Source organism: Methylomonas sp. EFPC3, from assembly GCF_029643245.1.
Lineage (GTDB): Bacteria > Pseudomonadota > Gammaproteobacteria > Methylococcales > Methylomonadaceae > Methylomonas > Methylomonas koyamae_B.
Genome location: NZ_CP116398.1, coordinates 1,271,057 through 1,297,526, shown reverse-complemented (window position 1 = coordinate 1,297,526; position 26,470 = coordinate 1,271,057). Strand labels below are relative to the sequence as shown.

Sequence of the window (26,470 nt, the reverse complement as noted above, 5' to 3'; positions counted from 1 at the left end):
GGCGATTCCATTGGGTTGGACTGAGTCCGATGCGTTGCAGAAGAAACTCAGCACAACGAAGCCGGCATTGACGGTCCAGCCACAGTAAGCTGGTCCTTGCAGTCACTTACGGTGGCTTCGATGCGCATTCCCGCCAATTTCTAAGGATTGCATCAAGGGTTGGTCATCAACTCGTTTTCGAGTCGAATATTGCCCTTTCCACATTTTGGCCTTGTCATCTCAGCACGATTCATAATTGTCTCGATTCGGCTTCAATTCGGGTTTCTAAAGTCATTTGCTTTTGATAGGCGCGCTAAATCCATCACCGGCGAGTAGTCAATTCAAATACATAACATAGTTCAATTAAGTTGCGTTGTTTGTCTCCGCTTAAATGGTTGTTTGGCAGCTATTTTTGCCCGTTAGATAGCTTGGCGTGTTACTTGCTCGATTGGTGCTGAAGGTCGCCGTTTATCCTCGCGCTAGTGAAGTGTTTGGTAGCAGGGAAACTTCGACTAAGACCTTCGCATCGTCAACAAATTACTAAGGAAACAACATGACAAGTTTCAATAAGCGCGCCCGTATTTTGGTTTCAGTCGGACTTATATTGTTTTTTAAAGTGGTAAACGCTCAAGTTATACAAGGTATTAGTGGAAGTGTTGATATACATCCAGACGACACCGCAATCGGCGCTATTCATGTTGGTAGAGCAACTATCAATAATCAGGGACTGATCAAAGCCGAGTACAGTGTTCTGCAAGGTAATGTGACATTGAATAACAGCGGCAATGTGTTTTTTGAGGGTGGTATAACCGCCGGAGGGCTGAATATAAATAATTCCGCTTCAGGCCTAATAGTTTTTACCGATTATATTGACGGATATCAGACAACCAATATAGAAAACGTAGGGACCATCGTTGTAGCGAATGCCGTGGGAAATGACTCCGGTTCCACATCCGGTAGCTGGACGCCTTTTACCTATATGTATCAGGGATTAATTCATAATGCTGGGAGTTTTCTTATTAAACGAGTGAACAACCCACAAAGTTATGGCGGAGGCAATGTCTGCGAGCAAGCCAGCAGAATATTAACGTTTCGAAACGATGGGTTCTTCGAGGTCGGCAGCGGCAGTAAATGCGACTTCGGTTTGCATACTAAAACCCAGTATTTGAAGGCAACTTATGTTCAGACTGCAGGAGAAACTAGAGTAAATGGCGAGTTCGGCGCGCATATACTCGATTTTCAAGGGGGAGTATTGACCGGTTCCGGCAAGGTCGTCAGATTTCCGGAGCAACTGTGGAATCCCGGATTTACGATTTCTCCGGGTAACTCCAAAGCCCCTTATAACCAACTAACATTGGTACCGGAATCCGGCTATTTCGTTTTTGGCGAGGGCTCCCTCGACTTTGAAATCGGCTCTACCAATAGCAATAGTAAGATTCGAATATTAGGTGAGGCGTATATCGTAGGTAGCGCCGTAATAAATGTAAAATTAAAAAACGGTTTTATGCCGAGTGTCGGAAACAGTTTTGTTATCGTAACGGCCAATTACCTGGGTACCGACGACTTTAACCAATCCAATCTGCGTCTGCCAAAATTACCTGCCAATCGGCAATGGCGCCTCGACAACGATGGCACGAATTTAAAGTTGACTGTGATTTAGATTGTCGGGGAGTTTGGTCGATACGTTGGCCAAACTCCGCCGGACATTTGTTGGTCGATTGGAGTTGTCTAAACTGCGAAAACAAAAAGTGCCCGCCGAATTCACATCACTCCTACTGCCACACCCTGCGTCGGAACGAGGAACTTAAACCGGGGTAATCAAACTCGGATCGTAATCTTCCGGGGCTTCGTAGCCCAGCAGATTCAATACCGTCGCGGCGATATTGGACAGGCCCGGCGCCGCCAAGTCGTCGCGTAGCTTGTAGGCCGGATCGGCTTCGCCGGAGACCAGTACGAACGGTACCGGGTTCAGCGTGTGCGAAGTTTTGGCCTTGGTGCGGCCTTCGGCGTCGCGGGTGACGTTGCCTTTCTTGTCCAGTTCGTACATTTCGTCGGCGTTGCCATGGTCGGCAGTAATCAATGCTACGCCGCCGGCCTGCAGAATTACCGGAATCAAGCGCGCCAGTTGCAGATCCAGGCCTTGCATCGCGGTCACCGCTGCTTCGAAGTTGCCGGTGTGGCCGACCATGTCGCCGTTGGCATAATTGACGCGCAGGTATTTGTACTGGCCGCCTTGAATGGCTTCGATCAGCGCATCGGTAATCTCCGCACATTTCATCCAGGGACGTTGCTCGAACGGCACTACGTCGCTGAGGATTTCGACGTAAGTTTCCAGCGCATCGTCGAACTTGCCGGAGCGGTTGCCGTTCCAGAAATAGGTGACGTGGCCGTATTTTTGCGTCTCGCTGATCGCGTATTGAGACACGCCGTTTTTGGCCAGGTATTCGCCCATGGTTCTATCGATGGCCGGCGGCTCGACCAAAAAGCGCGGCGGCAATTTGGTGTCGCCGTCGTATTGCATCATGCCGGCATAGGTCACTTTCGGCAGCGGGCCGCGCTGGAACGGCGCGAAGTTTTCTTCGGTGAAGGCGCGGGAAATCTCGATGGCGCGGTCGCCGCGGAAGTTATAAAACACCACGGCATCACCGTCGACGATTTTGCCCAGCGGCTGGCCGTCTTTGGCAATCACGAAACCCGGCAAGTCCTGGTCGATGACTTTCAGTTCGTTGCGATAGGTTTCGATCGCTTCATGGGCGCTGGCAAACTGGCGGCCTTCGCCTTTGACGTGGATGTCCCAGCCGCGTTGCACCATGCTCCAGTCGGCTTCGTAGCGGTCCATCGTGATTTTCATGCGGCCGCCGCCGGAGGCGATGGCCACGTCGAAATCGGCGCCGCGCAAGCCGTCAAGGTAAGCTTCGAACGGATCGACGTAATCCAGCGCAGAGGTTTCGCCGACGTCGCGGCCGTCGAGCAGAATGTGCAGCCGCACTTTAGACACGCCTTCCTGTTTGGCGCGATCGATCATCGCTTTCAGATGGTCGATATGCGAGTGTACGTTGCCGTCGGAAAACAAGCCCAAAAAGTGCAGGGTGCCGCCTTGCTTGGCGGCGGCAACCACTTCGTGCCAGGCGTGGCCTTGCCACAGGTGGCCGCTGGCGATCGACTCGGCCACCAGTTTGGCGCCTTGGGCGAACACCCGGCCGGCGCCGATGGCATTATGGCCGACCTCGCTATTGCCCATGTCCTCGTCGCTGGGCATGCCGACAGCCTTGCCGTGCGCCAGCAATTTGGTCATCGGAAAGTTGGCCATCAGTTGGTCCAGCATCGGCGTCCGCGCGGCTTTGACGGCATCGCCGTCGTCGCGGGGCGAAATGCCGACGCCGTCCAGAACGATCGTAACGACCGGGCCTTGGCAAGGGGAGAAGCGGGAAGATTTTGCTAGTTTCATACTGTTGTCGGATCGATGGAAAAAAGAAACCGTTGGAATAGGGCACCCGACTGTCTGTCGGATCAACCCGTCGCTGAACGATACGGCTCGCCAGCAAATAAGCCGGATATGTTAACTCCGATGGCAGCATCAAGGAAATCGGGATGGCGGCAAAGACCAAAGGCTGACCAGTTGGCGTGGATGCGGGTTAGGGGCGTTGGTGAGAATGTAACCCCGTGTTGTGCTGATGGCGGCTGAGGTGATTGACGTTTTCGACCCATTGCGGTCTATCGTTCATTCTGATTCAATGACCGCAATTTGATGTTTCCTAGTCTTATATACTTTGTTTCGATAATATAAAAAAACTATTGACTTCTCTATTAGCCACTAAGAGTTACTATATGCCCATAGACTTATCTGAATCATTGGTGATTGGAATTTCTGCTACAGCTCTATTTGATCTTTCTGAGGCCGATAGAATTTTTAGGGAGAAAATTGACCATGATCCAGATACGGCAATGGAAGAATATAGAAGCTACATGCTCCAAAATGAGTCGACCGCTCTTAGCGACGGCACAGGAATGCCGCTTGTAAAGGCTCTGTTAAATTTGAACAAGTACAAAAAAGATGGGGAGCCACCAATTGTTGAGGTAGTTGTGATGTCAAGGAATAGCCCGGAAACAGGTTTCAGGGTACTTCGAGAGATACGGAACAGAGGATTGAAAATATCTAGGTTGGCATTTACTGCTGGCGAATCAAATGTAGATTACTTAGAAAGTTTTTATGTGGATTTGTTTTTAACTACAAGCGAGGCAGATGCTCAGCGTGTTATTGATAGTGGAGTATGCGCTGCTGCCATTGTAAAAGCCCCACCTACAACAGATGAACATTTACCAGACGATCAAGAGCAAGTGAGATTTGCTTTTGACGCTGATGCTGTAATATTTAGTGAGGCAAGCGAGATTGTAAATCAGACAAAGGGATTGTCCGCATTTCATGAAAATGAAGATTTAGAACAAGATACTCCTTTACCAGAAGGGCCTCATGCCAAATTACTTAAAAAACTTTCAAAAATGAAGGAAAGGTTGCCAGGAAGAAAAGAGTATTCCCCAGTTAAGCTTGCAATTATTACTGCAAGAAACAGCCCTGCTGAAATGCGAGTCGTTAAAACCCTTAGAGAATGGGATGTTTACGTTGATATGGCATTCTTTCTTGGTGGATTGCAAAAAAGTAGATTTCTAAAGTCTTTTAAGCCACACATATTTTTTGATGATCAAGACTCGCACTTGGATCCAGCATCGTCGGATATACCTTGTGCCAAGGTGTTGTATCCGAGCAATTCCCCATTAAAACAAATAATTGCAAAAAAGGATGGCTAACCCAATGCTCCAGCGGATTCCACTAACGCTTCGCCGCTGAACTTCGCGATAGAGTTTAAGCAGCGTCGGTTACCAATATCATCAAAGGATGTAAATGCAGAATTTAGTAAAACATACACTATACCTATTTTTATCGATTACTGGATTAACCGCAGTCATGACCCTGGCAGGAATTGGCTATGCTTGGTTTTTTTCAGAATCCAAAGAACTCCAGTATTTAGAACTACTAATTAGCTCTGTCATTATTGAAGTAATTGCCGTAATCCTGATGCTTGCAAAAAAAGGAATAAAATATCTTCCTGATACACAAACTGATAAGGAACCAAAAGACACGCTCAAGTTCATGGAAGATTTCATTTCTGCTGGAACAAGTGCGACAGTTGTAAGTAATAGAGTTTCATGGCTGGCAGGAAACGATAAGCTGATTTCTATTCTTCAATCCAAGATTGAGAAAGGAACTCGTATCGAAATTATTACCCCCAATGAAGTTTCTGAAGTACTAAAGACAAATCTTAAAGGCGCTTCTTTTATCGTCACGAAAGAAAGTGCCTCACCAGAAGCAAGGTTTACTTTAGTCAATGGTGATCGTAGTGGTGCAGAAAAACTTGCCATCGCGCGAGGCGTTCATCCTGATCATGAGATAACCATATTTGACAATAATTCTGGCCCTCAAATAATTGCAATGGCAAAGGATATTATTAGGAAATCAAAGGAACTAGCAAATGCCTCATAGATGGTGCAACTCTGCGAAGATACGTAGAGAGCAAATAGAGTCCGGTTCAGACTTGACGTTTAATGAGGTTTTTCGGCCTCTTATTATTAATCGTATTAGAAGCTTATCTCCGAAAAATGTTCTTGAGGTTGGTGCAGGTACGGGTCACCTTTCCAAGGAACTATTTAACTTAGGGCTGACCATAACTGCTATCGAGCCATCTTTAGGTATGTACGAAGTAGCACGGGACGTGTTGTCCTATACAGATGTTAGGTTGATTAATTGCACTTCATTCGAATTGGAAAAAGATAAGACATACGATATTGCTTTTTCACACCTAGTCGCTCACGTCGTAGATGACTTAACAGGCTTCTTTAAGTCGGTTGGCCAACATTTAGAGTGCAACGGCCACTTTATTTTTACTATTCCACACCCTTGCTTTTATAACGAATACAAGAATTTCTTTGGGGATGAGTACAACTATATGACGCCAATGACAAAAAATGTGTCATTCACTATTACCAAAGACTCAAAAAACCTCATCAGTGACGTTCCCTATCATCACCACCCTTTGTCTGAATATTTCAATAAGCTGGTGGCGTCAGGATTTGCAATTGACGGATTTGATGAAATTTATCCTGATGATGATATACAAGCTAAATATGGCGCTAGGTGGGAATCTCCCCGTTACTGCGTTTTTACCTGTAAAAAGCTTTAGCCCGGTAGGGTGGGCACGGCCTTTTGTGCCCACGCGGGTCGAAACGGTGGGCAAATTTGCCCACCCTACATCTGCTAAAAGTAATTTACCGGACGATCAAAGATCCAGAGGGTCGTTCTCATTTGGCCGAAAACGACCTATTTCGTGCCCTCAAACAATCACGAATAGCCGCTATTTACCAAACAACTCAGCCATCGAAATCACATTCTTGGCCATTTCGCCGATCGGCATGTTGCGGTCCATCGCCAGCTTGCGCAGGGCGTGGTAGGCCTGGTCTTCGGTATAGCCTTGCGATTTGATCAAAATGGCTTTGGCCCGGTCCAGCAATTTGCGGTCTTCGAGCTGGGTTTTGGTTTTTTTCAGTTCTTCTTTCAAGGCATGCTGCTCCTTGAAGCGGGCGATGGCGATATCGACGATGGCCTTGATCCGTTTCGGCTCCAGGCCATCGACGATGTAGGCGCTGACGCCGGCTTTGATGACTTTGTTGATGGTGTCGGTTTGCTGGTCTTCGGCGAACATCACCACCGGTAACGAAAAACTCTGGTTGATTTCGACGATGGTCTGCAGGACCTCATCGGTTGGGGTATACAGGTTTAATACCACCACGTCGGGATGCAAGGTTTGCACGATCTGCAGCATGTTCAGCTCTTTCAGCCGGAGCGTGACCACCTCGCAGCCGTGTTGGCGTAACGCCGCTTCCAGCAGGCGCTCGCTATCGAATTCGTCGACGACTAAAACGTTCAATCCGGCCATGGTTAATCCAATGCGATTTTCAGCAACGAGCCGTCAGGCATGATTTCGGTAATGTAGTTTTTCGGTTCTTCCAGGTAGTAGATCAGACCGAGTAGTAACAGGCAGCAAGCGCTAAGAATCAGGAAGAAGGCGGTCGCCGAGACGAAGGTCAGCAAAATCAAGAACACGATGGCGCCGGCATTGCCGTAAGCGCCGACGATGCCCGCCACCTCACCGGTGATCGCGCGTTTGACCAAGGGCACAAAGGCAAAAATTGCGCCTTCGGCCGCTTGCATGAAGATCGAACACACCAAGGTGACGACCACGGTAACGGCAATCGACCATTGCGGCGAAATGAAGGCCATCAGGAGGTAGCCGCCGGCCAAGCCGGCTGAAAATAGCGTTAACGATAATTTACGGCCGATCTTGTCGCTAAGCCAGCCGCCTGCGGGGCGGGCAATCACGTTGGTCACGACGAAACTGGAAGCCAGCAGGCCGGCATCCAGCATGCCCAGGCCTTGGGTTTGGTTGAAGGTTTTGTAAAAAAATATCGGCAGCATCGACAGTACCGCCAGCTTGGAACCGAAGGTCACCAAATAGGCAATGGCTAGAATGAAGACCTGTTTGTAGCGGTAATGGTGGATACTGGCGATCGGCTGGCTAAGACGGTCGGCGTTGTTGTTGACCAATTGGTAGCAGTGAATCAGGAACAGCAGCCAAACCACGCTATGTAAAATCAAGGTGTAACCGGGGCTGATGACGGCGATTTCCGGCGTCGATAGCTTCCAGGCCAGCAGCGACATTGTGGTGTACAGCGGCGCCAGACTTAACATGTACAAAAACAAATCGCGAATGCTGGTGACTTCCATTGTTGCCGAGCGCCGGGTTTTCAAGGCTGCGATTTCGGGCGGGAAGTTTTCGACGCTAAAGTAGTAAATAACCGAATAGACCAGGGCGATGCCGCCGGTTAAAGCAATCGCCGTGCGCCAGCCGTGGTCGGCGCCGAAGTAAAATGCCAGTCCGGGCAGGAAGATCGCGGCGAACGCCGAGCCAAAATTACCCCAGCCGGCGTAAATTCCTTCTGCGGTACCGACCTGGCTGGCCGGGAACCAGTCGCCGATGATCCGCACCCCAACCACAAAACCGGCGCCGATGAAACCAAGCAGGAAACGCGACCAAGCCAATTCGGCGAAATTCTCGGCGCTAGCGAACATGAAACAGGGGATGCTACATACCGCCAATAACACGCTGTAGCTGATTTTGGCGCCGAACCGGTCTACCAGCATGCCGGTGATGACCCGCGCCGGAATAGTCAACGCCACGTTCAGCAAAAGCAGGATTTCGGCTTCAGTCTCGCTGATCCCGACATCTTGCTGAATCAAGACCAACAGCGAGGCGTGGTTGAACCAGATGACGAAGCTGATGAAGAAAGCTATCCAACTCATATGCAGGACTTTAGCTTTGCCCTGCATACTCAGCAGTTTAAACGGGGTAAATGACATGCGAATTCCGGGGTTGTCGATTCGGTAACTGTTAGCAGCTACTATGCCAGCCCTGGCGGATAGCTGGGGCGGTAGTTTTGATCGGCTGATTGCTTCAATTTGGTGCAAAACCGCGCCAAGCTCGCCTTATTTGGGTGCAATGTTTAGGGGGTTGCGCTAGATAAGATCAAGTAGTGCCATTTTATCAATGCTTTATGAGTTGGCATGTATTTTGTTTTCCAATTCGCAAGTCTTGTCTACAGGCTTACCCCCCCGTGTTAAATACTGGACAAAGGCGTCCTGCTCGAACGAGTGTACTCGTTTCGTCAGGACGCCTTTTTTTTTGGCCGGAAGTTTGGGTGCCGGGACAAGTTGCGAACCCTTTCGCCGAGTAGCCACAGAATGGTTAACTCGGCGCCTACGGATTAATCTGAATCGACAGAGGCCTGAGATGAGTAACAAACAAACCCTGGTTGTGATTGGCAACGGCATGGTTGGCCAGCATTTTTTGAGTAGTTTGGCGGGCAGTGCGGCGCTTGCAAACTACCGGGTAGTCACGTTCTGTGAAGAACCGCGTCCTGCATACGACCGCGTGCACTTGTCGGAATATTTTGCCGGCAAAACCGCGGCAGACCTGTCTCTGGTCGAGTCCGGTTTTTTTGCCGAGCACGGCATCGAAATTCATTTGGGGGACAAAGCCGTCGAGATCGATCGCGCCGCCAAGCAAGTCACCTCGGCGAAAGGCTTGACGATAGCGTACGACAAGTTGGTATTGGCGACCGGCTCCTACCCGTTTGTGCCGCCGGTGCCTGGCCACGAGCGGCCGCAGTGCCTGGTATACCGTACCATAGAAGACCTTGAGGCGATTCAAGCCGCCGCAGCGCAGTCTAAAGTGGGCGCCGTCGTTGGTGGCGGGTTGTTGGGTTTGGAAGCGGCAAAAGCGCTGAAGGATTTAGGTCTGGAAACCCACGTCGTCGAATTTGCCCCGCGCTTGATGGCGGTGCAATTGGACGAAGGCGGCGGCGCGATGCTGAAACACAAAATCGAAGCCCTGGGCGTCAACGTTCATTTGAACAAAAACACCACCTTGATCGACGACGGCATGCAGTGCCGGCACAAAATGAATTTTGCCGACGGTCAAGTGCTGGAAACCGACATCGTATTGTTCTCGGCCGGGATTCGGCCGCGCGACGAAATTGCCCGCCAATGCGGGCTGGAAGTCGGCCCCCGCGGCGGCATCGTCATCGACAATCAATGCCGAACCTCCGATCCGGACATTTACGCGATCGGCGAATGCGCACTGTGGAACGGCCAGATTTTCGGTCTGGTCGCGCCGGGTTATACCATGGCCAGAACTGTCGTCGCCGCATTAAACGACGACGCGGCCAGCTTTACCGGCGCCGACATGAGCACCAAACTGAAGCTGATGGGCGTCGATGTTGCCAGCATCGGCGACGCTCACGCCAGAACGCCGGGAGCATTGGTTTACACCTACCAGAACGGTTCGGACGAAATCTACAAACGCTTGGTGGTCAGCCAGGATCAAAAACACCTGCTCGGTGCAGTGTTGGTCGGCGATGCCGCCGGCTACGGCACCTTGTTGCAATACTGTCTGAACGGTATCGAGTTGCCGGAAAATCCGGATTCGTTGATTTTGCCGCAGCGCTCCGACCAATCGGTGGGACTGGGGCCCGACGCGCTGCCGGCGTCGGCACAAATCTGCTCTTGCCACGACGTCAGCAAAGGCCAGGTCTGCGGCGCGATCGAAGCCGGTTGTCTGACGTTGGGCGATTTAAAAGCGCAGACCAAGGCCGCCACCGGTTGCGGCGGTTGTTCGGCGCTGTTGAAGTCGGTATTGGACTGCGAATTAGGCAAGATGGGCGTCGCGGTTAGCACCGACCTGTGCGAACACTTTGCCTACACCCGCCAGGATTTGTACAACCTGATCATGGTCGGCCAGATCAAGACCTTCGACGAATTGCTGGACAAACACGGCAAGGGCTTGGGCTGCGAGGTTTGTAAGCAAGCCGTCGGCTCGATTCTGGCCTCTTACTGGAACGACTACATCCTGGAAAAACCGCATATCGGCCTGCAGGATACCAATGACACCTTCCTGGCCAATATGCAGAAAGACGGCACTTATTCGGTGGTGCCGCGGATCGCCGGCGGCGAAATCACGCCGGATATGTTGATCGTGCTGGGACAGGTCGGCAAAAAATACAATTTGTACACCAAAATCACCGGCGGCCAGCGCGTCGACTTTTTCGGTGCCCGGCTGGAGCAATTGCCGGCGATCTGGCAGGAACTGACCGATGCCGGCTTCGAATCCGGCCACGCCTATGGCAAGTCGCTGCGCACGGTCAAGTCCTGCGTCGGCAGTACTTGGTGCCGCTACGGTGTCGACGACAGCGTGGGTTTGGCGATCGAACTGGAAAATCGCTACAAGGGTTTACGGGCGCCGCACAAAATCAAATTCGCCGTGTCGGGTTGCACCCGGGAGTGCGCAGAGGCCCAGGGCAAGGATATCGGCGTCATCGCCACCGAGAACGGCTGGAATCTGTACGTTTGCGGCAACGGCGGTATGAAACCGCGCCACGCCGATTTGTTCGCCACCAATCTGGACAAGGAAACTCTGATCAAATACATCGACCGGGTTTTGATCTTTTATGTGCGTACCGCGGCCCGGCTGCAACGCACTTCGGTCTGGATGGAAAACATGGAAGGCGGCCTGGACTATTTGAAGTCGGTGGTGATCGACGACAAGCTCGGGATTGGCGGCGATCTGGAGCAGCAGATGCAGCGTGTCATCGACACCTATCAATGCGAGTGGAAAACCACCTTGCAGGACGAACAACGCCTGAAACGGTTCCGCCATTTCGTCAACAGCGACCAAGCCGACGACAACGTGGTGTTTGTCGAGGAGCGCGGCCAGATTCGGCCGGCCAACGATTTCGAGCGCAAACATTTTAAACTGGTTGAGGAGGCCGCCTAATGAACAATTGGATCGATGTCTGCAGTATCGACGATTTGCAGCCGGATTCCGGTATTTGCGCTCTGGTCGGCGGTCAACAAGTGGCGATTTTTTATCTGCCGCGGCGGCAAGCGGTTTACGCGGTCGGTAATTTCGACCCGTTCAGTCGCGCGAATGTGTTGTCGCGTGGCATGATAGGCGACATCGGCGGTGAGCCGATGGTGGCGTCGCCGATGTATAAGCAGCATTTTCATTTACATACCGGCGTCTGTTTCGAAGATCCCAGCGTCGCAACGCCTGCATACCGGGTCAGAATCGATCGCGGCAGGGTAGCGGTGCAGTTGCCGGAGTAAACCGATGAAATACCGCTATTACATTGCCGACGTATTTACCCGGCAAATCTTCAATGGTGCCCAGATTGCGGTGTTGCCGCAGAGTAACGGTCTAAATACCGAAACGATGGTTGCCATCGCCAAGGAATTGAACCTGCCGGAAACCGTGTTCTTGTTTCCAGGCCAGGGTGCGGGTAGCGGTCGGCGAATGCGGATTTTTTCTCCGTTAGGGGAGATTCAGTTTGGCGGCCAGTCCATTGTGGCCGCGGCTTATGTTATGGCTGCTTGCGGCGATATCGCGCTGGTCGACCCGGTGACGCCATTGTTGCTGGAACAAAACGTTGGCGTGATCGAAGCCAATATCTCCAGCGTCGGCGGTAAGCCGACGTTGGTGCAGTTTAGCCGGAGCATTAGTGCCGTCGTCGACCGTTTTGCCCCGAGCGATGAAGAGCTGGCCCAATTCCTCGGTTTGCAAATCGCCGACTTGGACCATAAGAAATATTCGCCGCGCCTGGTTTCCTGCGGATTTCCGTATCTGGTAGTGCCGGTGTGGAGTTACGAATCGGTGCGCAAGGCCCGATTCAATTATTCGGCGTGGAGCCAGTCCAGCGCCCCGCAAACCGCCGCTCAGGAAATTTTGCTGTTCGCGCCGAAATCGCCGAACCCGGAAGCCGATTTCACCTTGCGTTTGTTGGGACCGAACATCGGTATGCATGAAGACCCGCCGGTCGGCAGTGCAACGCCGGCTTTTTGCAGCTATCTGTGTTCCTTCGAACACACGCGTAAGGGTACCCATGTGTTCGCCGTCGAGCGCGGCCACCACGCCGGTCGCCGCAGTTTGATACAGTTGGAAATGGACAACAAGCAGCAGGAGTATCTGACGGTCCGGGTTGGCGGACAGGCGGCAATATTTGCCGAAGGTACTATCGATTTGTCGGATTGAACCGACGTATGACAGCCGGCGCATGCCCGCAGCCGGCTGCATTTGCCGGCTTATTCCCGGCTTTTAGCGCGTTTTGAGGTTGAACCGACGCGTTTTTTGCTTTTGTCTTTCTTGACCAAAGCGGCGTCGAAACGGGAAATGTTCAACGGCTTGCCGGCCACGCGCACTTTTTTCAAAGCTTGAAATAAGTCTTTCGGCATGCCGGCCGGTAACTCCACGGTGCTGTAGTGTTCCTCGATTTTGATACGGGCGATGTGGTCGCCGTCGATGCCGGTTTCGTTGGCAATGGCGCCGACGATGTTGCCGGGTTTGACGCCGTCGGCGCGGCCGACTTCGATCCGGAACATTTCCATTTCCACCGCGCCGACGCGGCCTTTTTCCCGGCGCGGGCCACGTTCGCCCCGCTCGGTTTGCGGTTTGCTATCGGCATCTTTGCGCGGTTTTTTGCCGCTGTCTTTGAGCAGTAACGGTGTGTCGCCCTGCAACAGTCTGGCCAGGGCCGCGGCGATGTCCATCGCCGGAACGTTATGTTCTACCTGGTATTGGTTGATCAGCTGCGTATAAAAACTCAGTTCTTCGCCGGCCAGCGTGTCGGTGATGCGCTGTTTGAATTTGTTGATCCTGGCGTTGTTGATGAATTCGGTCGACGGCAGCTGCATTTCCTCGACTTTCTGTTTGGTGGCCTGTTCGATATTGGCCAGCAGGCGTTTTTCACGTGGCGAGACGAACAGGATCGCATCGCCGGTGCGGCCGGCGCGGCCGGTGCGGCCGATACGGTGAATATAGGACTCGGTATCGTAAGGAATGTCGTAGTTGACGACGTGAGTGATGCGGTCGACGTCCAGGCCGCGGGCGGCAACGTCGGTGGCGATCAGAATATCCAGCTTGCCGCTTTTCAGGTTGTCGATGGCGCGTTCGCGCAGTGCCTGCGACATGTCGCCGTTGATTGCCGATGCGGAAAAACCGCGCGCCTCCAATTTTTCGGCCACTTCGATGGTCGCGGTTTTGGTGCGGACGAAAATGATCATGCCGTCGAAATTTTCCGCTTCCAGAATCCGGGTCAAGGCGTCCATCTTGTGCAGGCCGCTGACAAACCAATAACGTTGGCGGATGTTGGCTGCCGTGGCGGTTTTGACCTTGATCGTGACTTGTTCCGGGTTGTTCAGGTATTGCTGGGCAATTTTGCGGATCTCGCTTGGCATCGTTGCCGAGAACAATGCGGTTTGCCGGGTCGGCGGAGTTTGTTCCAGGATCCATTCCACGTCGTCGATGAAGCCCATCCGCAGCATTTCGTCGGCTTCGTCCAGCACCAGGGTTTGCAACTGGTCCAGTTTCAAGGTGCCGCGACGCATGTGGTCCATGACCCGGCCCGGCGTACCGACGATGACATGCGCGCCCCGGTTCAGTTGGCGCAATTGGCTGGTGTAGTCCTGGCCGCCGTATATCGGCAGCACATGGAAGCCTTTGATGTGAGCGGCGTAGCATTGGAAGGCTTCGGCCACCTGGATTGCCAGTTCGCGGGTCGGCGCCAGCACCAGGGCTTGCGGGTCTTTTTGCTTGATGTCGATGCGGTTCAGGATGGGCAGGGCGAAGGCGGCGGTTTTACCGGTACCGGTTTGGGCCTGGCCCAACACATCTCGGCCGGCCATGACGAACGGTATGATTTGAGCCTGAATCGGCGAAGGGGTTTCGTAACCGACGCTTTCCAGCGCTTTGAGTATGGGATCGGCGAGGTTGAGATCTTTGAAGGAAGGCGCGGTTGCGGAGGGCGTATCGGACATTAAAAATACCTGTAGATGAAAAGAGATCGGCCGGCTAGGAGCACAGTCATAGCCGGCATTGTAACGCAGTTCGGTTGAATCTTGCTTAACTTATTGATAATTACAGAAAAATATCGATACGCTATGCTGCCCGGTTTGCCGAATAGCTCAGGCAAATAAACAGAAAAAATTGGGCGCCGAAAATCAGGTTCGCCATCAGCAAATGCACCGGTTGTGCAAACGCCGGGAAGCCTAAACGGTCCAATGTGACACCGGCCAGAATAGCCGTCACGATTAAGCCCGCCAGGACATAGCCTAGCCGCAACAACAGGTTGCCGGCGGCCGCTTGCTCGCGGATTTTCCAAACCAGCCACAGGTTGGTAAACAGAATAATCGATGAAAACGAGCGGTGGACGTAGAAGATGATTGGAAAACTGTCGCGCCAATATTGGCGGTCAATGTAACTGTGTTCGTGAGCGATGTAATCGACTGCTTCCCGGACCTGGGTGCCCATCGCGATTTGCAGTAAGGTCATGCCCATGGCTACTTTCAAAACCGTCGCGAAACGCGGCGTCAGCCAATGTGTGTCTATCGCCTGGAGCAGGGGTTTCTGCGAGCGGGCGATGGCATAAATCAACAGTGCGACGATGCCCAGGGCCAGCAGCATGTGCAGCGTAATCATCAGCGGTTTCAGGTTGCTGGCTACCACGGCCGAACCGAGCCAGCCTTGAAAACCGACCAACAAGAACACCGACAGCGCCAAATAAAAAATAGTCTTGTCGGCTTTCAGATAAATGCGCGAGGACCAGGCCGTCAGGAAAATCAAGAAACCGATCGTCACGCCGACCAGGCGGTTGGTGTATTCGGTCCAGGTCTTCACCGGATTGAAGGCCGTATTCTCGTAACCGCGCGCAGCATATATTTCGTGGTAATTCGCCGGAAGCTGCGATTCGTCGGTGGGTGGGACCCATTGGCCGAAGCAGGTCGGCCAGTCGGGGCAACCCATGCCGGCGCCGGAGGCGCGGACGATGCCGCCCACCAGAATCACAAAATACACGGCGAATATTGTCAGCGCGCCTAGGCGACGGAAGCGGGCGGCAGCCTGATCGTCTATCATGGTGTGGCGGGGTTATAAAAACATGGACTGGGCCAATTCGATCTCTTCGGAAACCCCTTCGATTTCCAAAATTTCGGCATCGGCTTGCAGGCCCAATTTGGCAAAAGCCGGCACCGTACTCCAATCGACCCGGCAGGCGGGGTGATCGGTACCGGCGATACTTTGTAAGAAGGCAACTTGTACCAAGTCCACATAGTCGGCTTGCGGACCGGAGTCCCGCTGAAAATCGACGTATTCAGACGGCACCCGCTTCAATTCTTCCGGAAAATTCCAGGTATTCATGATGAGTTTACCGACGTGCGGATGGGCCTTTTCCAACAGTTTGTCGAGTCGGGAAGGGCTGTCGCGGAATTCCGGAATTTTTTCCACCAAGGTCAGTATCGGCAGTTTGCCGATTTGGTGGATCAGGCCCGCCAGCATGGCTTCGTCGGCGTTCAAGTGTGGAACGAAAGAACTCAGGGCGCGGGCGATCGCCGAGACGTTCACGCCCTGTTCCCAGGTGCTACGGAAGTAGCTTTCCAACAATGCGCTGGCAGGCGTAAACATCTGCTGCATGATCAGGCTGGTGATGAGAGTCCGGATCGTGTTGTTGCCGAGCCGGGTTACCGCCATTTGAATGTTTTTGATTTCAACGGTGCCACGGTACAAAGGGCTATTGGAAACCTGAATCAGACGTGCCGAAATTGCCGCGTCGGTGGCGATGATTTCAGCCAGGCTTTGTGCGGTGGCGTCGCCTTTGCTAACAGCTTCCCGGACTTTGATGGCAACGTCCGGCAGCGTCGGCAATACCAGACGATTGGCGTCCAATTCCGCTTGTACGTGGACCAGAAAGTCTTGAACTGATTTGAATTGCATGAATGAATTTCCGTTATTGGACCGAAATCAGCGTCAGTTGCGCGCGGTTATCGCCGTCAAGTATAAGGTTTTTTGGCATACCATCAACTATTTGCAGGACCAGCAATAGGCGCGTGCTGTTTTCCCAGGTGGCGGCGTTGAGGACGCTTCCGACCGTTTGTGTGTCGCCGTCCAAAACGGCGGCGCCAGGCTGCGGTTGGCCGGCCCCTGAGCAGGCTGCCACGAACAACGCGCGTTTAACTTTACCGAGGTAATGAGTCCGCGCCACAATTTCCTGGCCGGTATAGCAGCCTTTGTTGAAACTAATACCGCCGAGTCGGTCGATATTGAGCATTTGCGGGATGTGCTGCTCGGACTGCTCCGGACCGAACCACGGTAAACCTGATGCTATATCTTGGTAGCGCCATTCCGCCGGGCTCCCGTGGGTAAAACCTGGGTGACCAGTTAATTTTTCCACCTGGCTAGCGACTTCGTGTTCCGGCACCAGCCACAAAAACCGTTCGTTGCCGGGTAGCTTGAGCAAGAGCTCCGGGCCGGTAGACACTGCAAAATCGGCCTGAAGCAACGTTCGGTCGTTGAAGTTGCTGGCGCAACCGGTGATGCCGAATATTTTCAGCCGGTCGTCCATCGTCAATTCCACTTTGGCACGCAGCACATACATGCGTAATTTGCGGTAAACGCTGTCCCTTAGCGCGAGCGGCAGAATCAATAAGAATCCTGGTGGCGTTTTGACCACTAACAGCGTACTAATGACCCGGCCCTTGGCGTTACAAAATGCCGCGATGCTGGCTTGCGATTCGGTCAGGTCGAGCACGTTGCAGGTGAGTTGGCCTTGCAAAAAGCCGGCGGCATCAACACCGTTGACGCTGATGGCAGCCAACCCGGTGTCGGCGTATAGTTTTTGGGGAAGTTTCGCTGGTTCTGCCGCTACGGCCGGAGTAGGGTCTACAATCATAAGGCTGTTAAAACCGAGAATAATTCGATTAGTTTACCTTAGGTAAGGCCGGGTGAAGGTTTTGTGACCAAAAATCTCGAGCAAAGCGTGGATTTTAACTTTGGCGTTTCCCGACAGCGCCGGATATGTGTTAGCGTCTTGCACAGCTTGGCGCTGGCCGGTTGTTGGCTGAATGGGTTACCGGCGGGTTGCCGGGTAAGTCTGGCGGCGTTGGTGGTTTTGAGCTGGGCCAAAGCAATTGCGGCCGAAAAGGTCGGACCAATCCAGTTACGGTTCCATTTGAGCCGAGGCTGGTCGGTACGAGAAGGGCGAGGCGAATTTCTCCCGATTCGTTTGCTGCCCAGCTCCGTTGTTAGTCGGGTGGTGGTGGCGGTGCATTGGCGCGACGGGAGCGGAGTCCGCAACTCCCTTGCAGTGTTCCCGGATATGTTGCGACGCGACCAGTTCCGCAGGTTGTTAGTGTGCCTGAAAATTTCCCAAATTGACCAAACCAAATGAACGCTAATTCTCGAACCATCGCGTTAGAAATAGGTGCATTGAAAAACCTGCCGGCCTTACCTGAGGCCAGTGTCAGAATACTTGCTGCCGTGAATACGCCGGATATTTCGATAGATAGGCTGAGCTCGGTGTTGGCGTTGTCACCAGCGCTGGTAGCCAGACTGTTGGGATTGGCCAATTCTGCCTATTTTTCCCGTGGCGGTGTCGTCAGTGATTTGCGTACCGCGATTTTCCAGGTTTTGGGTATGGACTTGGTCAAGTCGTTGGCGTTAGGGATTGTGTTCAACGCCCAATTCGATACCACTAAGTGCCAACATTTCGATAGCGAGCGCTTCTGGAGCGAGTCGCTATTGATTGCGATTGCGGCGCAAAAATTGGCGACGGACAGCCGCCATTTGCATGGTTTCTCGGTATCGACGGTTTATACCAGCGGTTTATTGTTGAATATCGGTTTGCTGGCGCTCGGATTTTTGCTGCCGGAGCAGCTGAACGCGATCCTGGAAAAATGCAAAACGTCCGGGGAAGCGGTCGGTGACGAAATCGCCCGGGAATTTGGGCTTAGCCATTACCAATTCGGCTACGTGTTATTGAATAGATGGCAATTGCCGGTGGTGTATCAGACCGTACTAGCGAACTTCCGGCAACCGAATTTTAGCGGCCCGGAACGGCCTTTGCTGGTATTGCTCGGTTTGTCCCGCCAGTTAAGCGCCCGCATTTATAGCGGAACGGCGGTAAATAGCGGCGTGGTGGATGCGGCTTGTCGCGAAATCGAATTATCGGAACCAGCTATCGAAAACCTGGTGGATTGGCTAGCTCAAAACAAGCAGGCTTTAGAGAGCTTGGCCGGCGTGATGGGGGCGCGATGAATTCGCAATCCGAAGGCTCAAATCCTAGTCAAGCCGGCGGCATTCATGACTTGGTGATGGATTTGTTCAACGCCTTGTCGGCGATTAAGCAGTTGTCGGAACTCGACTGCCAGATCGACGACGAAGCCCTGCTGGTAAAACAAGCGCTCACCGGTTTGATTCAGTACCAAGATATGGAGCGCTGCTCGTTTTTTATGCTGGATGATTTGGGATGCCTGACCAATTTAGCCGGAACCAGCATTCAAGAGTCACTGCAGGAGGTAGAGTCGGTACCGGACACGCCGCTAACCTTCAAAATTGGCGAGGGGATAATCGGTGCGGCTGCCGCGACCGGTGAGTTGCAGTATTGCCGAAATTGTCCGGAAGATCCGCGTTTCGAAAGAACGGCGGATGCTGCGCCGCCGGGTTCGCTGATCAGCGTACCGGTGTTCACCTTGAATCGGCAGCTGATCGGCGTGTTGAACGTGTCGCATCCGCAGCCGTTTTACTTCAACGATTGGCACATCCGCTTGCTGGAAATCTACAAAAATATCCTCGGTCAATTGATTACTAGCCAACGTTTGGTGCGGCAAATGGAGCGACGAATCGCGTCGCGGACGGCCGAATTGGAAAGTCTGGTCGCTGAAACCAATCAGCTCAAAGAACATTTCGCCAGTATGTCGATGCACGATCAGTTGACTGGCCTGCATAATCGGCGATTTTTTTACGATCAGGTCGAAATTGTTGTCGCCCAGCATATGCGTTATCGCAACAGCTTGTGTTTGTTGGTGCTCGATATCGATCATTTCAAAGTTGTTAACGACCGCTTCGGCCACTTATTCGGTGACCAGATACTGGTCGGTGTCGCTTCCGCATTAAAACGCCAAGTCCGCAGTACCGATATATTGGTGCGTTTCGGCGGCGAAGAATTTGTATTGATTTTTACCAATACGGCGAGCGAGAGCGGTAAGGTTTTCGGCGAGCGGATTCGGCAGGAAATCAGTAAATTGGAATGGAAATTGGGCGGTCAGAAGGTAAACGTGACACTGAGTATCGGCCTGTTTTGCTTGGCAGCCGACAGCTATTCGGATAACTTGGCGCCGGACATCGACGAGATGATTAACTGTGCCGATGCGGCGCTTTACCAGGCCAAAGCCAATGGCCGCAACCAATTAGTAGTATTCGACGACCACATAGTGCGCGGCGATTAACGTTGTCGGCTCAAATCGGTTGTTCGGCGGCATTATCGATTCTAAAATCGGCGCGATTGTCATCAAAACGGAGAACGGCGTTGTGTTCTCTTGGTATCGGAGGAGATCGAATGAAACAAATGTTACCGCAGTGCGTTTTATTGCTGGGATTGATAGCGGCAAGTTGGGTGGTGCGGGCCGACCAGGCCAGCGACATGCAAAAGATGCTCAACGATCAGGTTATGGCCAAACCGTTCAGTGTTGAGGATGAGGCCAAGCTGAATAGTTATATCGAAGAAGCGACGAAAAGAGGTACGCCACCGAAGTCCGAGCCCAGTAAATACTGGCGCCGCGGTTACACCTGCAACGATTTACGGCGTTACTCTTGGAACGATTACCGGGATTGCAGTTATTACTACCGTTATTACGGCTATTATTGGCCTTACTAAATTGCAGTTTTATTTTTGGATCAATTCATTTGGAGATATAGATGGCTATTGCTCGAAACACATTCATGAAACTTGCCGGTGCGGCGGCTGTGGCCGCAATGTTGGGCGGGTGTGCCGCCGTACACACATCGATTGCCAAAAAGGACCTGGACGTCCAAACCAAGATGAGCGACACGATATTTCTCGATCCGGTCGGGCCGGAACAGCGCACCATCTTTCTCGATGTGCGCAATACCTCGGACAAAGCCAATTTCGACGTGATGTTACCGGTGAAACAAGCTCTGCAGTCCAAAGGTTACATCATTTCCACCGATCCGGAAGCGTCGCATTATTGGTTGAGAGCGAATGTGCTCAGTGTCGATAAAGCCAGTCCCACCGCGGCGGAATCGGCGTTGCATTCCGGCTACGGCGGTTCGTTGGCGGGCGCAGCGGCCGGTGCGGCAATCGGCGGCGGCCTCGGCGGTTGGTCGGGAGCCGGTATTGGCGGTTTGGCCGGTGTCGCGGTTGGCGGCGCCATCGAAACCATCGCCGATGCGGCAGTCAAGGACGTAACCTACATGGTGGTCACCGACATCGAAATCGCGGAGAAGGCCAAAAGCGGTGTTGTCGTCAGGCAGGACAGCCAACAGGACGCCAAGCAAGGCATCGGCGGTTCGCGCCGGCAAACATCTTCGGAAGTCAGCGACCGTAAAAAGTACCGCACGCGGATCGTCAGCACTGCCAATCAGGCCAATTTGGAATATGAGGCGGCGGCGCCAAGCTTAACTTCCGGTTTGGTTAGATCGATCTCAGGTTTGTTCTAAAACGCTTTTGCTTCTATCCGATACCTTTGCTGCGCCAGCTGTCCAGGCGAGGGTATCGGTTCTCAATTCGTAAAATGGCTGTATAATCCGCCGCCTCTCCAACCCGGCCATGTTGTGCCGGACATTCCTGTCAAATTTCGAAATTATTGCTATGGCACTTCATTGTGGAATCGTCGGCTTGCCCAACGTCGGCAAATCAACCCTGTTCAACGCGCTGACTAAAGCGACCATCGCTGCCGAGAACTATCCTTTCTGCACCATCGATCCGAATGTCGGAGTGGTTCCGGTACCCGATCCGAGGATGGATAAATTGGCTGAAATCGTCAACCCGGAGCGGGTATTGCCTACAACCATCGAGTTTGTCGACATCGCCGGACTTGTGGCTGGCGCCTCGAAGGGCGAAGGTTTGGGAAACCAGTTTCTCGGCAATATCAGAGAAACCGATGCGATCGTGCATGTGGTGCGCTGTTTTCATGACGATAACGTGATTCACGTTGCCGGTAAGGTCGACCCGGTCAACGATATTGAAGTCATCAATACCGAATTGGCCTTGGCCGACATGGCTTCGGTGGAAAAAGCCTTACAGAAATCGGCCAAGGCTTCCAAATCAGGTAACAAAGACGAGTTGGCCAGAAAGCAGGTGTTGGAACGGGTCCTGGAGCACCTGAACGCCGGTGAACCGGTCCGCACCTTGGGGCTGAGCGAAGACGAAGCTAAATTAATTAAGGAATTGTGTTTGATCACGATCAAGCCCACCTTATATGTGGCGAACGTGCAGGACGATGGCTTCGAAAATAATCCGTTGTTGGATAAGGTAAAAAGCTTTGCCGACGGCGAAGGCTCTAAAGTGGTGCCGGTATGTGCTGCGATCGAGGCCGAAATCGTACAGTTGGACGACGCGGAAAAGGTCGAGTTTCTCGCGGATTTAGGCTTGGAGGAACCCGGCTTGAACCGGGTGGTGCGAGCGGCTTATGAGTTGTTAAATCTTTCAACCTACTTCACGGCAGGGGTCAAAGAAGTCAGAGCATGGACGATTCCGGTCAATGCGCTGGCGCCGCAAGCAGCCGGCGTGATTCATTCGGATTTTGAAAAAGGCTTTATCCGAGCCGAAGTAATTTCGTATCAAGATTTTGTCAATTACAAAGGCGAACAAGGTGCGAAAGATGCCGGCAAATGGCGTCTGGAAGGTAAGGAATACAAAGTGCAGGACGGCGATGTGATGCATTTTAGGTTCAACGTTTGACAAGGTTTTGACGCGTCAGTATAATGATCGCTTGTTTCGTTGAACAAGATTTGTGGCGACATAGCTCAACCGGTTAGAGCGCGGGATTCATAACCCCGAGGTTCCAGGTTCGATTCCCGGTGTCGCCACCATTTAAAGCAAGGGCTTGAGATTTTCTCAAGCCCTTTTTTTATGCGCGTTCGTCGTCGTGCTGCCCTTGGGTAAGGCTTTGTCAGGGTTGGTCGATTATTGGTTGGTCTGTTCGGGGGTTAGTACCGTGTTAGTCGGGACGCGGCTGTTGTCCGGAGCCGGGTAGTCCTTGGTGTAATGCAGGCCGCGGCTTTCCTTGCGTTGCTGTGCGCAGCGAATGATCAGTTCGGCAACAATTACCAAGTTGCGAAGCTCTAGGAGGTCGCTGGTAATACGGAATTGGCCGTAGTATTCGGCGATTTCGTCTTTCAGCAACACCAGTCGATTCATTGCTCGTTCCAGGCGCTTGTTAGTCCGGACGATGCCCACGTAGTCCCACATGAAGCGGCGTAATTCGTCCCAGTTGTGGGCTATCACTACTTCCTCGTCCGAGTCGCTCACTTTGGATTCATCCCAGTCGGGCAATGCTATCGGCTCCGGCAGTTGGTTGAAAATCCGCCGGATATCCTGGTTAGCTTGTTCGGCGAAAACCAGGCATTCCAATAACGAGTTGCTGGCCATTCGATTCGCACCGTGCAGGCCGGTGCAGGCAACTTCGCCGATGGCGTATAAACCCGGAATGTCGGTACGGGCATTGGCGTCGGTAACGACGCCGCCGCAAGTATAATGAGCGGCCGGAACCACTGGAATGGGTTGCTGGCTGATGTCGATATCCAATTCCAGACACTGCATGTAGATGGTCGGGAAGTGCTTTTGAATGAACTCTCGGGATTTGTGGCTGATATCGAGATACACGCATTCGATACCGTGCTTCTTGATTTCGCTGTCTATGGCACGGGCGACGATGTCGCGCGGCGCCAATTCCATACGTTCGTCGTAGCGGCGCATGAAGCGTTCGCCGTCCGGTAAAATCAAATGACCGCCTTCGCCGCGTACCGCCTCGCTGATCAAGAAAGAACGGGCAGTGGGATGATAGAGGCAGGTCGGATGAAACTGCATGAATTCCATGTTTGCCACTTTGCAGCCCGCCCGCCAAGCCAGCGCGATACCATCGCCGGTAGAAATGTGCGGATTGGTCGAATATAAATAGACCTTGTTGGCGCCGCCCGTGGCAAGTACCACGATCTTGGCCGCAATGGTCTTGATTTTTCCGGTCTTGCTATCCAGAACGTAGGCGCCGCATATTCGCTGTTGCTCAGCCCCCAGCTTGGTCGCGGTGATTAATTCCACGACATTGTGGTATTCCAGCAAATTGATGTTGGGATGAGCTTTGGCGCGGTCGATCAAAGACAGCGATACGGCTTTGCCGGTAGCGTCGTCACTGTGTACGATACGGCGGTGGGAGTGTCCGCCTTCCCGGTTAAGATGCAATTGTTTTACACCGTCGGCGCCGTGTTCTTCGGTAAAGTTGACGCCTTGAGAGCGAAGCCATTCTATACTTTGCCGGCCCTGGGCGACGGTGAGGCGGACTATGTTTGGGTCACACAGCCCGGCGCCGGCGATTAACGTATCCTCGATATGCGATTCGATGGAGTCGTGACGGTCGTCGAATACCGCTGAGATCCCGCCTTGGGCGTAGTAAGTGCTGCATTCGGTCAGCGCAAATTTCGCCAGTACTGCGACTCTAAACCGATCCGCCAAATGTAGTGCCAAGCTCAGTCCGGCGCCACCGCTGCCGGCAATCAAGACGTCGTAGTGAAGGTTTGCGTTTGGGACGGTATTGCTATGGGTCAAGGTCGTCAAGTGGATCAGCGAAGGAAAAAGTTCAAACCGGCCGGGAATAATATCTTGTTTTATCTGGCCGGCAATTTTTTTTGTATTGCCAGAACTAATAAGGTTTAATTCTGTCTATCTCATCAGAAAAATAGAGCAGTGAACGAACAAATTAGCAACACCGAAGATGTCGATCAAAGCTTGGTGCGGAGGGTGCAGCAAGGTGATAAATCCGCCTTCGATCTTTTGGTTTTAAAGTATCAGCATAAGATCGTCCACTTGGTGAATCGTTACGTTAAAGATCCCAGTGAAGCGCAGGATGTGGCACAAGACACCTTTATCAAAGCCTACCGGGCTCTGGGCGATTTCCGCGGAGAGAGTGCCTTTTACACCTGGCTTTACCGGATCGCGATAAATACAGCTAAGAATTATCTTTTGTCGCGCTCCCGTCGCCACTCCGATTATGAGATCGACGTTCAAGATGCGGAGCAGGTGGAAAACGCGCCGCAATTGAAAGATATAGAAACGCCCGAGCATCAACTGATGAACGAGCAAATTGTCGCTGTAATACGAGCGGCTATTGAAAATTTACCGGAAGAAATGCGAATAGCAATTACTCTCCGAGAATTCGAAGGGATGAGCTATGAAGAAATAGCCGAGGCTATGGATTGCCCTATCGGCACCGTGCGTTCGCGGATTTTTAGAGCCCGCGAAGCCATTGACCAAAAATTAAACCCATTGCTCGACTAAAGGTGTATCGATGCAGGAACAACTTAACGAAAAACTATCGCAATTCATAGACGACGAACTGGATGGCGCGCAATCGCTGGAGTTGCTGACAGCCGTTAGCGAAGACGACGCGCTGAAAGACAAGCTAAGGCGCTATCAAATTGCCAGTCAAGTGTTGAAAAGTAGTGAGTATTCGCTGGTGAGTAGCGATTTTGCCGACAAAATCCATCAGCAATTACGTCATGAACCGATTTATTTCATGCCGCGGCAGAAAGCGGCGATAAAGTGGCAAAAAGCCGGGCTTGCGATCGCTGCATCTACAGTCCTCGCCGTTGTCTGGCTAGCCAGTAAAGTCGAGCCTAGGCAAGCTAATCCGTTCAGTGCCGTCGGCGTGGTGGCGCATAGCGGTTCGGAGTCAACTGAAATGCATGCCCGTTTTAAGGACTATTTGCAGGCTCACGACAACACGCTTTACGTAAACACGGTGCAGGCGGCGCAACCTTATGCGCGGGTGGTGGGATATTCGCAGGAATAAGGACGTGAGATTAATACTGGTTGTTTTGATCGGCTTGATCGCCGAAACCGCTGCCGGCGACAATCTTACGGCGGTGCAATGGTTGGATAAAATGAATCTGGCGATGAAAACCCTCAATTACGAGGGTACCGTAATTTTCATGAAAAACGGCCAGATCGAAACCATGAAATATCGACATAGCGTCGATAACGGTGTCTCGCAGGAACGCTTATCTTCCTTGAACTCGCCGATGCGGGAGGTGACGCGCAAATCCAACGAAGTCACTTGTGTGTTCAAGGAAACCAGCGAAAAGGTGATTAACCACCATCCGTTGGACAGTTCTTTTATCATTAACATGCCGAGTAGTGCGGCGATGTTACAAAAGTCCTACAACTTGGAACTGGCTGGTCAGGAATCCGTCGCGATGTTGCCGGCGCAAATCGTTGCGGCGCAGCCGAAAGACCAACTGCGTTACCCGAGAAAAATTTGGATCAACACCCAAACCTTTCTGCCGTTGAAAATTGAAGTTTATGGCTTGGAAGGGCATGCTCTGGAACAAGTCATGTTCACCGACTTGAACACGCAGGCTGGAGCAGAACCCCTCAACGGCAATAACGTTGACGATAAGTTCCACACTAAACACATCCACAGCGCACAAGCCGAGCCTTTGGACAGCGCTACATTCGTTTTGAAAAATTGGCCTCAGGGTTTCGAGCCAGTCTTTTTTATCCGCAACTCGATCCAACAGTCGCAGAAAGCCGTAGACCATCTGTTGGTCAGCGACGGCTTTTCCACCGTTTCGGTTTACCTGGAAGCTAAGGAAGTCGATGGCATCAACGGTTTGCATAGTTTGGGAACTGTCAACTCTTTCAGCAAAGTGATAGACAATACCCAGATTACCGTGCTCGGCGAAGTCCCTGCGGAAACAGTCGAACTGATTGCCGGCGGCATCGCGTTTCGGCAATAAACGTCTTCTTATATTTCATTCGTACGTTT

23 protein-coding genes and 1 tRNA gene are annotated in these 26,470 nt (G+C 52.4%); 16 read left to right on the top strand and 8 right to left on the bottom strand.

All coding sequences use genetic code 11. The features are described 5' to 3' along the window. The first annotated feature begins 532 nt into the window (after positions 1-532). Entirely contained in the window at positions 533-1,639 is a 1,107-nt protein-coding gene (locus PL263_RS05860) for a hypothetical protein (RefSeq protein WP_278212122.1), read from the top strand. A gap of 144 nt (positions 1,640-1,783) precedes the next feature. On the opposite strand, the gene gpmI is transcribed toward PL263_RS05860, so the two are convergent. Continuing rightward, complete coding sequence (gene gpmI, locus PL263_RS05855; protein ID WP_278212121.1) at positions 1,784-3,427, bottom strand: 2,3-bisphosphoglycerate-independent phosphoglycerate mutase; 1,644 nt, start codon at positions 3,425-3,427, stop codon at positions 1,784-1,786. Between the two features lie 380 nt (positions 3,428-3,807). On the opposite strand from gpmI, the gene PL263_RS05850 reads away from it, so the two are divergent. The 3 genes from PL263_RS05850 (at position 3,808) to PL263_RS05840 (ending at position 6,215) form a co-directional block, all read left to right on the top strand. Then, the gene (locus PL263_RS05850; protein WP_278212120.1) at positions 3,808-4,785 is read left to right on the top strand and encodes a 5'-nucleotidase; all 978 of its coding nucleotides are present in this window, start codon (positions 3,808-3,810) and stop codon (positions 4,783-4,785) included. A gap of 94 nt (positions 4,786-4,879) precedes the next feature. Continuing rightward, the gene (locus tag PL263_RS05845; protein WP_278212119.1) at positions 4,880-5,518 is read left to right on the top strand and encodes a hypothetical protein; all 639 of its coding nucleotides are present in this window, start codon (positions 4,880-4,882) and stop codon (positions 5,516-5,518) included. Further along, positions 5,508-6,215 carry a class I SAM-dependent methyltransferase gene (locus PL263_RS05840; RefSeq protein ID WP_278212118.1) on the top strand — a complete coding sequence of 236 codons (708 nt, stop codon included), beginning with the start codon at positions 5,508-5,510 and terminating at the stop codon, positions 6,213-6,215. Before PL263_RS05845 ends, PL263_RS05840 begins: the two co-directional genes overlap by 11 nt. A 171-nt stretch (positions 6,216-6,386) precedes the next feature. Here the strand turns inward: PL263_RS05840 and PL263_RS05835 are convergent, their stop codons facing one another. Continuing rightward, positions 6,387-6,968, bottom strand: coding sequence for an ANTAR domain-containing protein (locus PL263_RS05835; RefSeq protein ID WP_140911546.1), 582 nt, complete (start codon positions 6,966-6,968; stop codon positions 6,387-6,389). A 2-nt stretch (positions 6,969-6,970) separates the two neighbouring features. After that, positions 6,971-8,449 (bottom strand): MFS transporter, encoded by a 1,479-nt coding sequence (locus PL263_RS05830; RefSeq protein ID WP_278212117.1) that lies wholly within the window; start codon positions 8,447-8,449, stop codon positions 6,971-6,973. Between the two features lie 430 nt (positions 8,450-8,879). Here PL263_RS05830 and nirB point away from each other — a divergent pair, with 430 nt between their 5' ends. Genes nirB through PL263_RS05815 form a run of 3 tightly spaced genes read left to right on the top strand, consistent with a single transcriptional unit; the run spans position 8,880 to position 12,674 of the window. Continuing rightward, positions 8,880-11,420, top strand: coding sequence for a nitrite reductase large subunit NirB (gene nirB, locus PL263_RS05825; protein ID WP_278212116.1), 2,541 nt, complete (start codon positions 8,880-8,882; stop codon positions 11,418-11,420). Next, positions 11,420-11,752 (top strand): nitrite reductase small subunit NirD, encoded by a 333-nt coding sequence (gene nirD, locus PL263_RS05820; protein WP_140911544.1) that lies wholly within the window; start codon positions 11,420-11,422, stop codon positions 11,750-11,752. The genes nirB and nirD overlap by 1 nt, the downstream gene beginning before the upstream one ends. 4 nt (positions 11,753-11,756) lie before the next feature. Further along, a complete protein-coding gene (locus tag PL263_RS05815; protein ID WP_278212115.1) occupies positions 11,757-12,674 on the top strand; it encodes a PhzF family phenazine biosynthesis protein in 918 nt (305 codons plus the stop codon). 50 nt (positions 12,675-12,724) lie between these two features. Here the strand turns inward: PL263_RS05815 and PL263_RS05810 are convergent, their stop codons facing one another. The 4 genes from PL263_RS05810 to PL263_RS05795 all read right to left on the bottom strand — a co-directional run bounded on the left by PL263_RS05810 (position 12,725) and on the right by PL263_RS05795 (position 17,286). Then, complete coding sequence (locus tag PL263_RS05810) at positions 12,725-14,455, bottom strand: DEAD/DEAH box helicase (RefSeq protein WP_278212114.1); 1,731 nt, start codon at positions 14,453-14,455, stop codon at positions 12,725-12,727. A gap of 121 nt (positions 14,456-14,576) precedes the next feature. After that, the gene (locus tag PL263_RS05805; protein WP_140911541.1) at positions 14,577-15,551 is read right to left on the bottom strand and encodes a COX15/CtaA family protein; all 975 of its coding nucleotides are present in this window, start codon (positions 15,549-15,551) and stop codon (positions 14,577-14,579) included. A gap of 12 nt (positions 15,552-15,563) precedes the next feature. Beyond that, positions 15,564-16,406, bottom strand: coding sequence for an HDOD domain-containing protein (locus PL263_RS05800; RefSeq protein ID WP_278212113.1), 843 nt, complete (start codon positions 16,404-16,406; stop codon positions 15,564-15,566). Between the two features lie 13 nt (positions 16,407-16,419). Then, on the bottom strand, positions 16,420-17,286 hold the full coding sequence (locus PL263_RS05795) for a folate-binding protein (RefSeq protein WP_278212112.1): 867 nt from the start codon (positions 17,284-17,286) through the stop codon (positions 16,420-16,422). Between the two features lie 569 nt (positions 17,287-17,855). Here PL263_RS05795 and PL263_RS05790 point away from each other — a divergent pair. The 6 genes from PL263_RS05790 to PL263_RS05765 all read left to right on the top strand — a co-directional run bounded on the left by PL263_RS05790 (position 17,856) and on the right by PL263_RS05765 (position 22,520). Next, positions 17,856-18,725, top strand: coding sequence for an HDOD domain-containing protein (locus PL263_RS05790; protein WP_278212111.1), 870 nt, complete (start codon positions 17,856-17,858; stop codon positions 18,723-18,725). Then, complete coding sequence (locus PL263_RS05785) at positions 18,722-19,915, top strand: sensor domain-containing diguanylate cyclase (RefSeq protein WP_278212110.1); 1,194 nt, start codon at positions 18,722-18,724, stop codon at positions 19,913-19,915. The genes PL263_RS05790 and PL263_RS05785 overlap by 4 nt, the downstream gene beginning before the upstream one ends. A 110-nt stretch (positions 19,916-20,025) precedes the next feature. Then, positions 20,026-20,343 carry a hypothetical protein gene (locus PL263_RS05780; RefSeq protein WP_278212109.1) on the top strand — a complete coding sequence of 106 codons (318 nt, stop codon included), beginning with the start codon at positions 20,026-20,028 and terminating at the stop codon, positions 20,341-20,343. Between the two features lie 41 nt (positions 20,344-20,384). Next, positions 20,385-21,146, top strand: a complete 762-nt coding sequence (locus PL263_RS05775; RefSeq protein ID WP_186289506.1) for a complement resistance protein TraT — start codon at positions 20,385-20,387, stop codon at positions 21,144-21,146. 151 nt (positions 21,147-21,297) lie between these two features. Further along, positions 21,298-22,389 (top strand): redox-regulated ATPase YchF, encoded by a 1,092-nt coding sequence (gene ychF / locus PL263_RS05770; protein WP_278212108.1) that lies wholly within the window; start codon positions 21,298-21,300, stop codon positions 22,387-22,389. 54 nt (positions 22,390-22,443) lie between these two features. Then, positions 22,444-22,520, top strand: a tRNA-Met gene (locus PL263_RS05765). A gap of 94 nt (positions 22,521-22,614) precedes the next feature. On the opposite strand, the gene nadB is transcribed toward PL263_RS05765, so the two are convergent. Then, positions 22,615-24,261, bottom strand: a complete 1,647-nt coding sequence (nadB, locus tag PL263_RS05760) for an L-aspartate oxidase (protein ID WP_278212107.1) — start codon at positions 24,259-24,261, stop codon at positions 22,615-22,617. A gap of 129 nt (positions 24,262-24,390) precedes the next feature. Between nadB and rpoE the strand changes: the two genes are divergently transcribed. The 3 genes from rpoE to PL263_RS05745 are packed head-to-tail and all read left to right on the top strand — an operon-like array spanning position 24,391 to position 26,441. Further along, the gene (gene rpoE / locus PL263_RS05755; RefSeq protein WP_140911532.1) at positions 24,391-24,981 is read left to right on the top strand and encodes an RNA polymerase sigma factor RpoE; all 591 of its coding nucleotides are present in this window, start codon (positions 24,391-24,393) and stop codon (positions 24,979-24,981) included. Between the two features lie 10 nt (positions 24,982-24,991). Then, positions 24,992-25,495, top strand: coding sequence for a sigma-E factor negative regulatory protein (locus PL263_RS05750; RefSeq protein ID WP_140911531.1), 504 nt, complete (start codon positions 24,992-24,994; stop codon positions 25,493-25,495). A gap of 4 nt (positions 25,496-25,499) precedes the next feature. Next, a complete protein-coding gene (locus tag PL263_RS05745; protein ID WP_278212106.1) occupies positions 25,500-26,441 on the top strand; it encodes a MucB/RseB C-terminal domain-containing protein in 942 nt (313 codons plus the stop codon). Positions 26,442-26,470: the final 29 nt, after the last annotated feature.

Coding starts and splice junctions, on each gene's coding strand:
- PL263_RS05790 (WP_278212111.1), top strand. CDS start 17,856: ATGAACGCTAATTCTCGAACCATCGCGTTAGAAATAGGTGCATTGAAA.
- PL263_RS05750 (WP_140911531.1), top strand. CDS start 24,992: ATGCAGGAACAACTTAACGAAAAACTATCGCAATTCATAGACGACGAA.
- PL263_RS05775 (WP_186289506.1), top strand. CDS start 20,385: ATGGCTATTGCTCGAAACACATTCATGAAACTTGCCGGTGCGGCGGCT.
- PL263_RS05860 (WP_278212122.1), top strand. CDS start 533: ATGACAAGTTTCAATAAGCGCGCCCGTATTTTGGTTTCAGTCGGACTT.
- PL263_RS05815 (WP_278212115.1), top strand. CDS start 11,757: ATGAAATACCGCTATTACATTGCCGACGTATTTACCCGGCAAATCTTC.
- PL263_RS05850 (WP_278212120.1), top strand. CDS start 3,808: ATGCCCATAGACTTATCTGAATCATTGGTGATTGGAATTTCTGCTACA.
- PL263_RS05840 (WP_278212118.1), top strand. CDS start 5,508: ATGCCTCATAGATGGTGCAACTCTGCGAAGATACGTAGAGAGCAAATA.
- nirB (WP_278212116.1), top strand. CDS start 8,880: ATGAGTAACAAACAAACCCTGGTTGTGATTGGCAACGGCATGGTTGGC.
- ychF (WP_278212108.1), top strand. CDS start 21,298: ATGGCACTTCATTGTGGAATCGTCGGCTTGCCCAACGTCGGCAAATCA.
- PL263_RS05810 (WP_278212114.1), bottom strand. CDS start 14,455: ATGTCCGATACGCCCTCCGCAACCGCGCCTTCCTTCAAAGATCTCAAC.
- PL263_RS05785 (WP_278212110.1), top strand. CDS start 18,722: ATGAATTCGCAATCCGAAGGCTCAAATCCTAGTCAAGCCGGCGGCATT.
- gpmI (WP_278212121.1), bottom strand. CDS start 3,427: ATGAAACTAGCAAAATCTTCCCGCTTCTCCCCTTGCCAAGGCCCGGTC.
- PL263_RS05805 (WP_140911541.1), bottom strand. CDS start 15,551: ATGATAGACGATCAGGCTGCCGCCCGCTTCCGTCGCCTAGGCGCGCTG.
- PL263_RS05845 (WP_278212119.1), top strand. CDS start 4,880: ATGCAGAATTTAGTAAAACATACACTATACCTATTTTTATCGATTACT.
- nirD (WP_140911544.1), top strand. CDS start 11,420: ATGAACAATTGGATCGATGTCTGCAGTATCGACGATTTGCAGCCGGAT.
- PL263_RS05780 (WP_278212109.1), top strand. CDS start 20,026: ATGAAACAAATGTTACCGCAGTGCGTTTTATTGCTGGGATTGATAGCG.
- PL263_RS05800 (WP_278212113.1), bottom strand. CDS start 16,406: ATGCAATTCAAATCAGTTCAAGACTTTCTGGTCCACGTACAAGCGGAA.
- PL263_RS05830 (WP_278212117.1), bottom strand. CDS start 8,449: ATGTCATTTACCCCGTTTAAACTGCTGAGTATGCAGGGCAAAGCTAAA.
- PL263_RS05835 (WP_140911546.1), bottom strand. CDS start 6,968: ATGGCCGGATTGAACGTTTTAGTCGTCGACGAATTCGATAGCGAGCGC.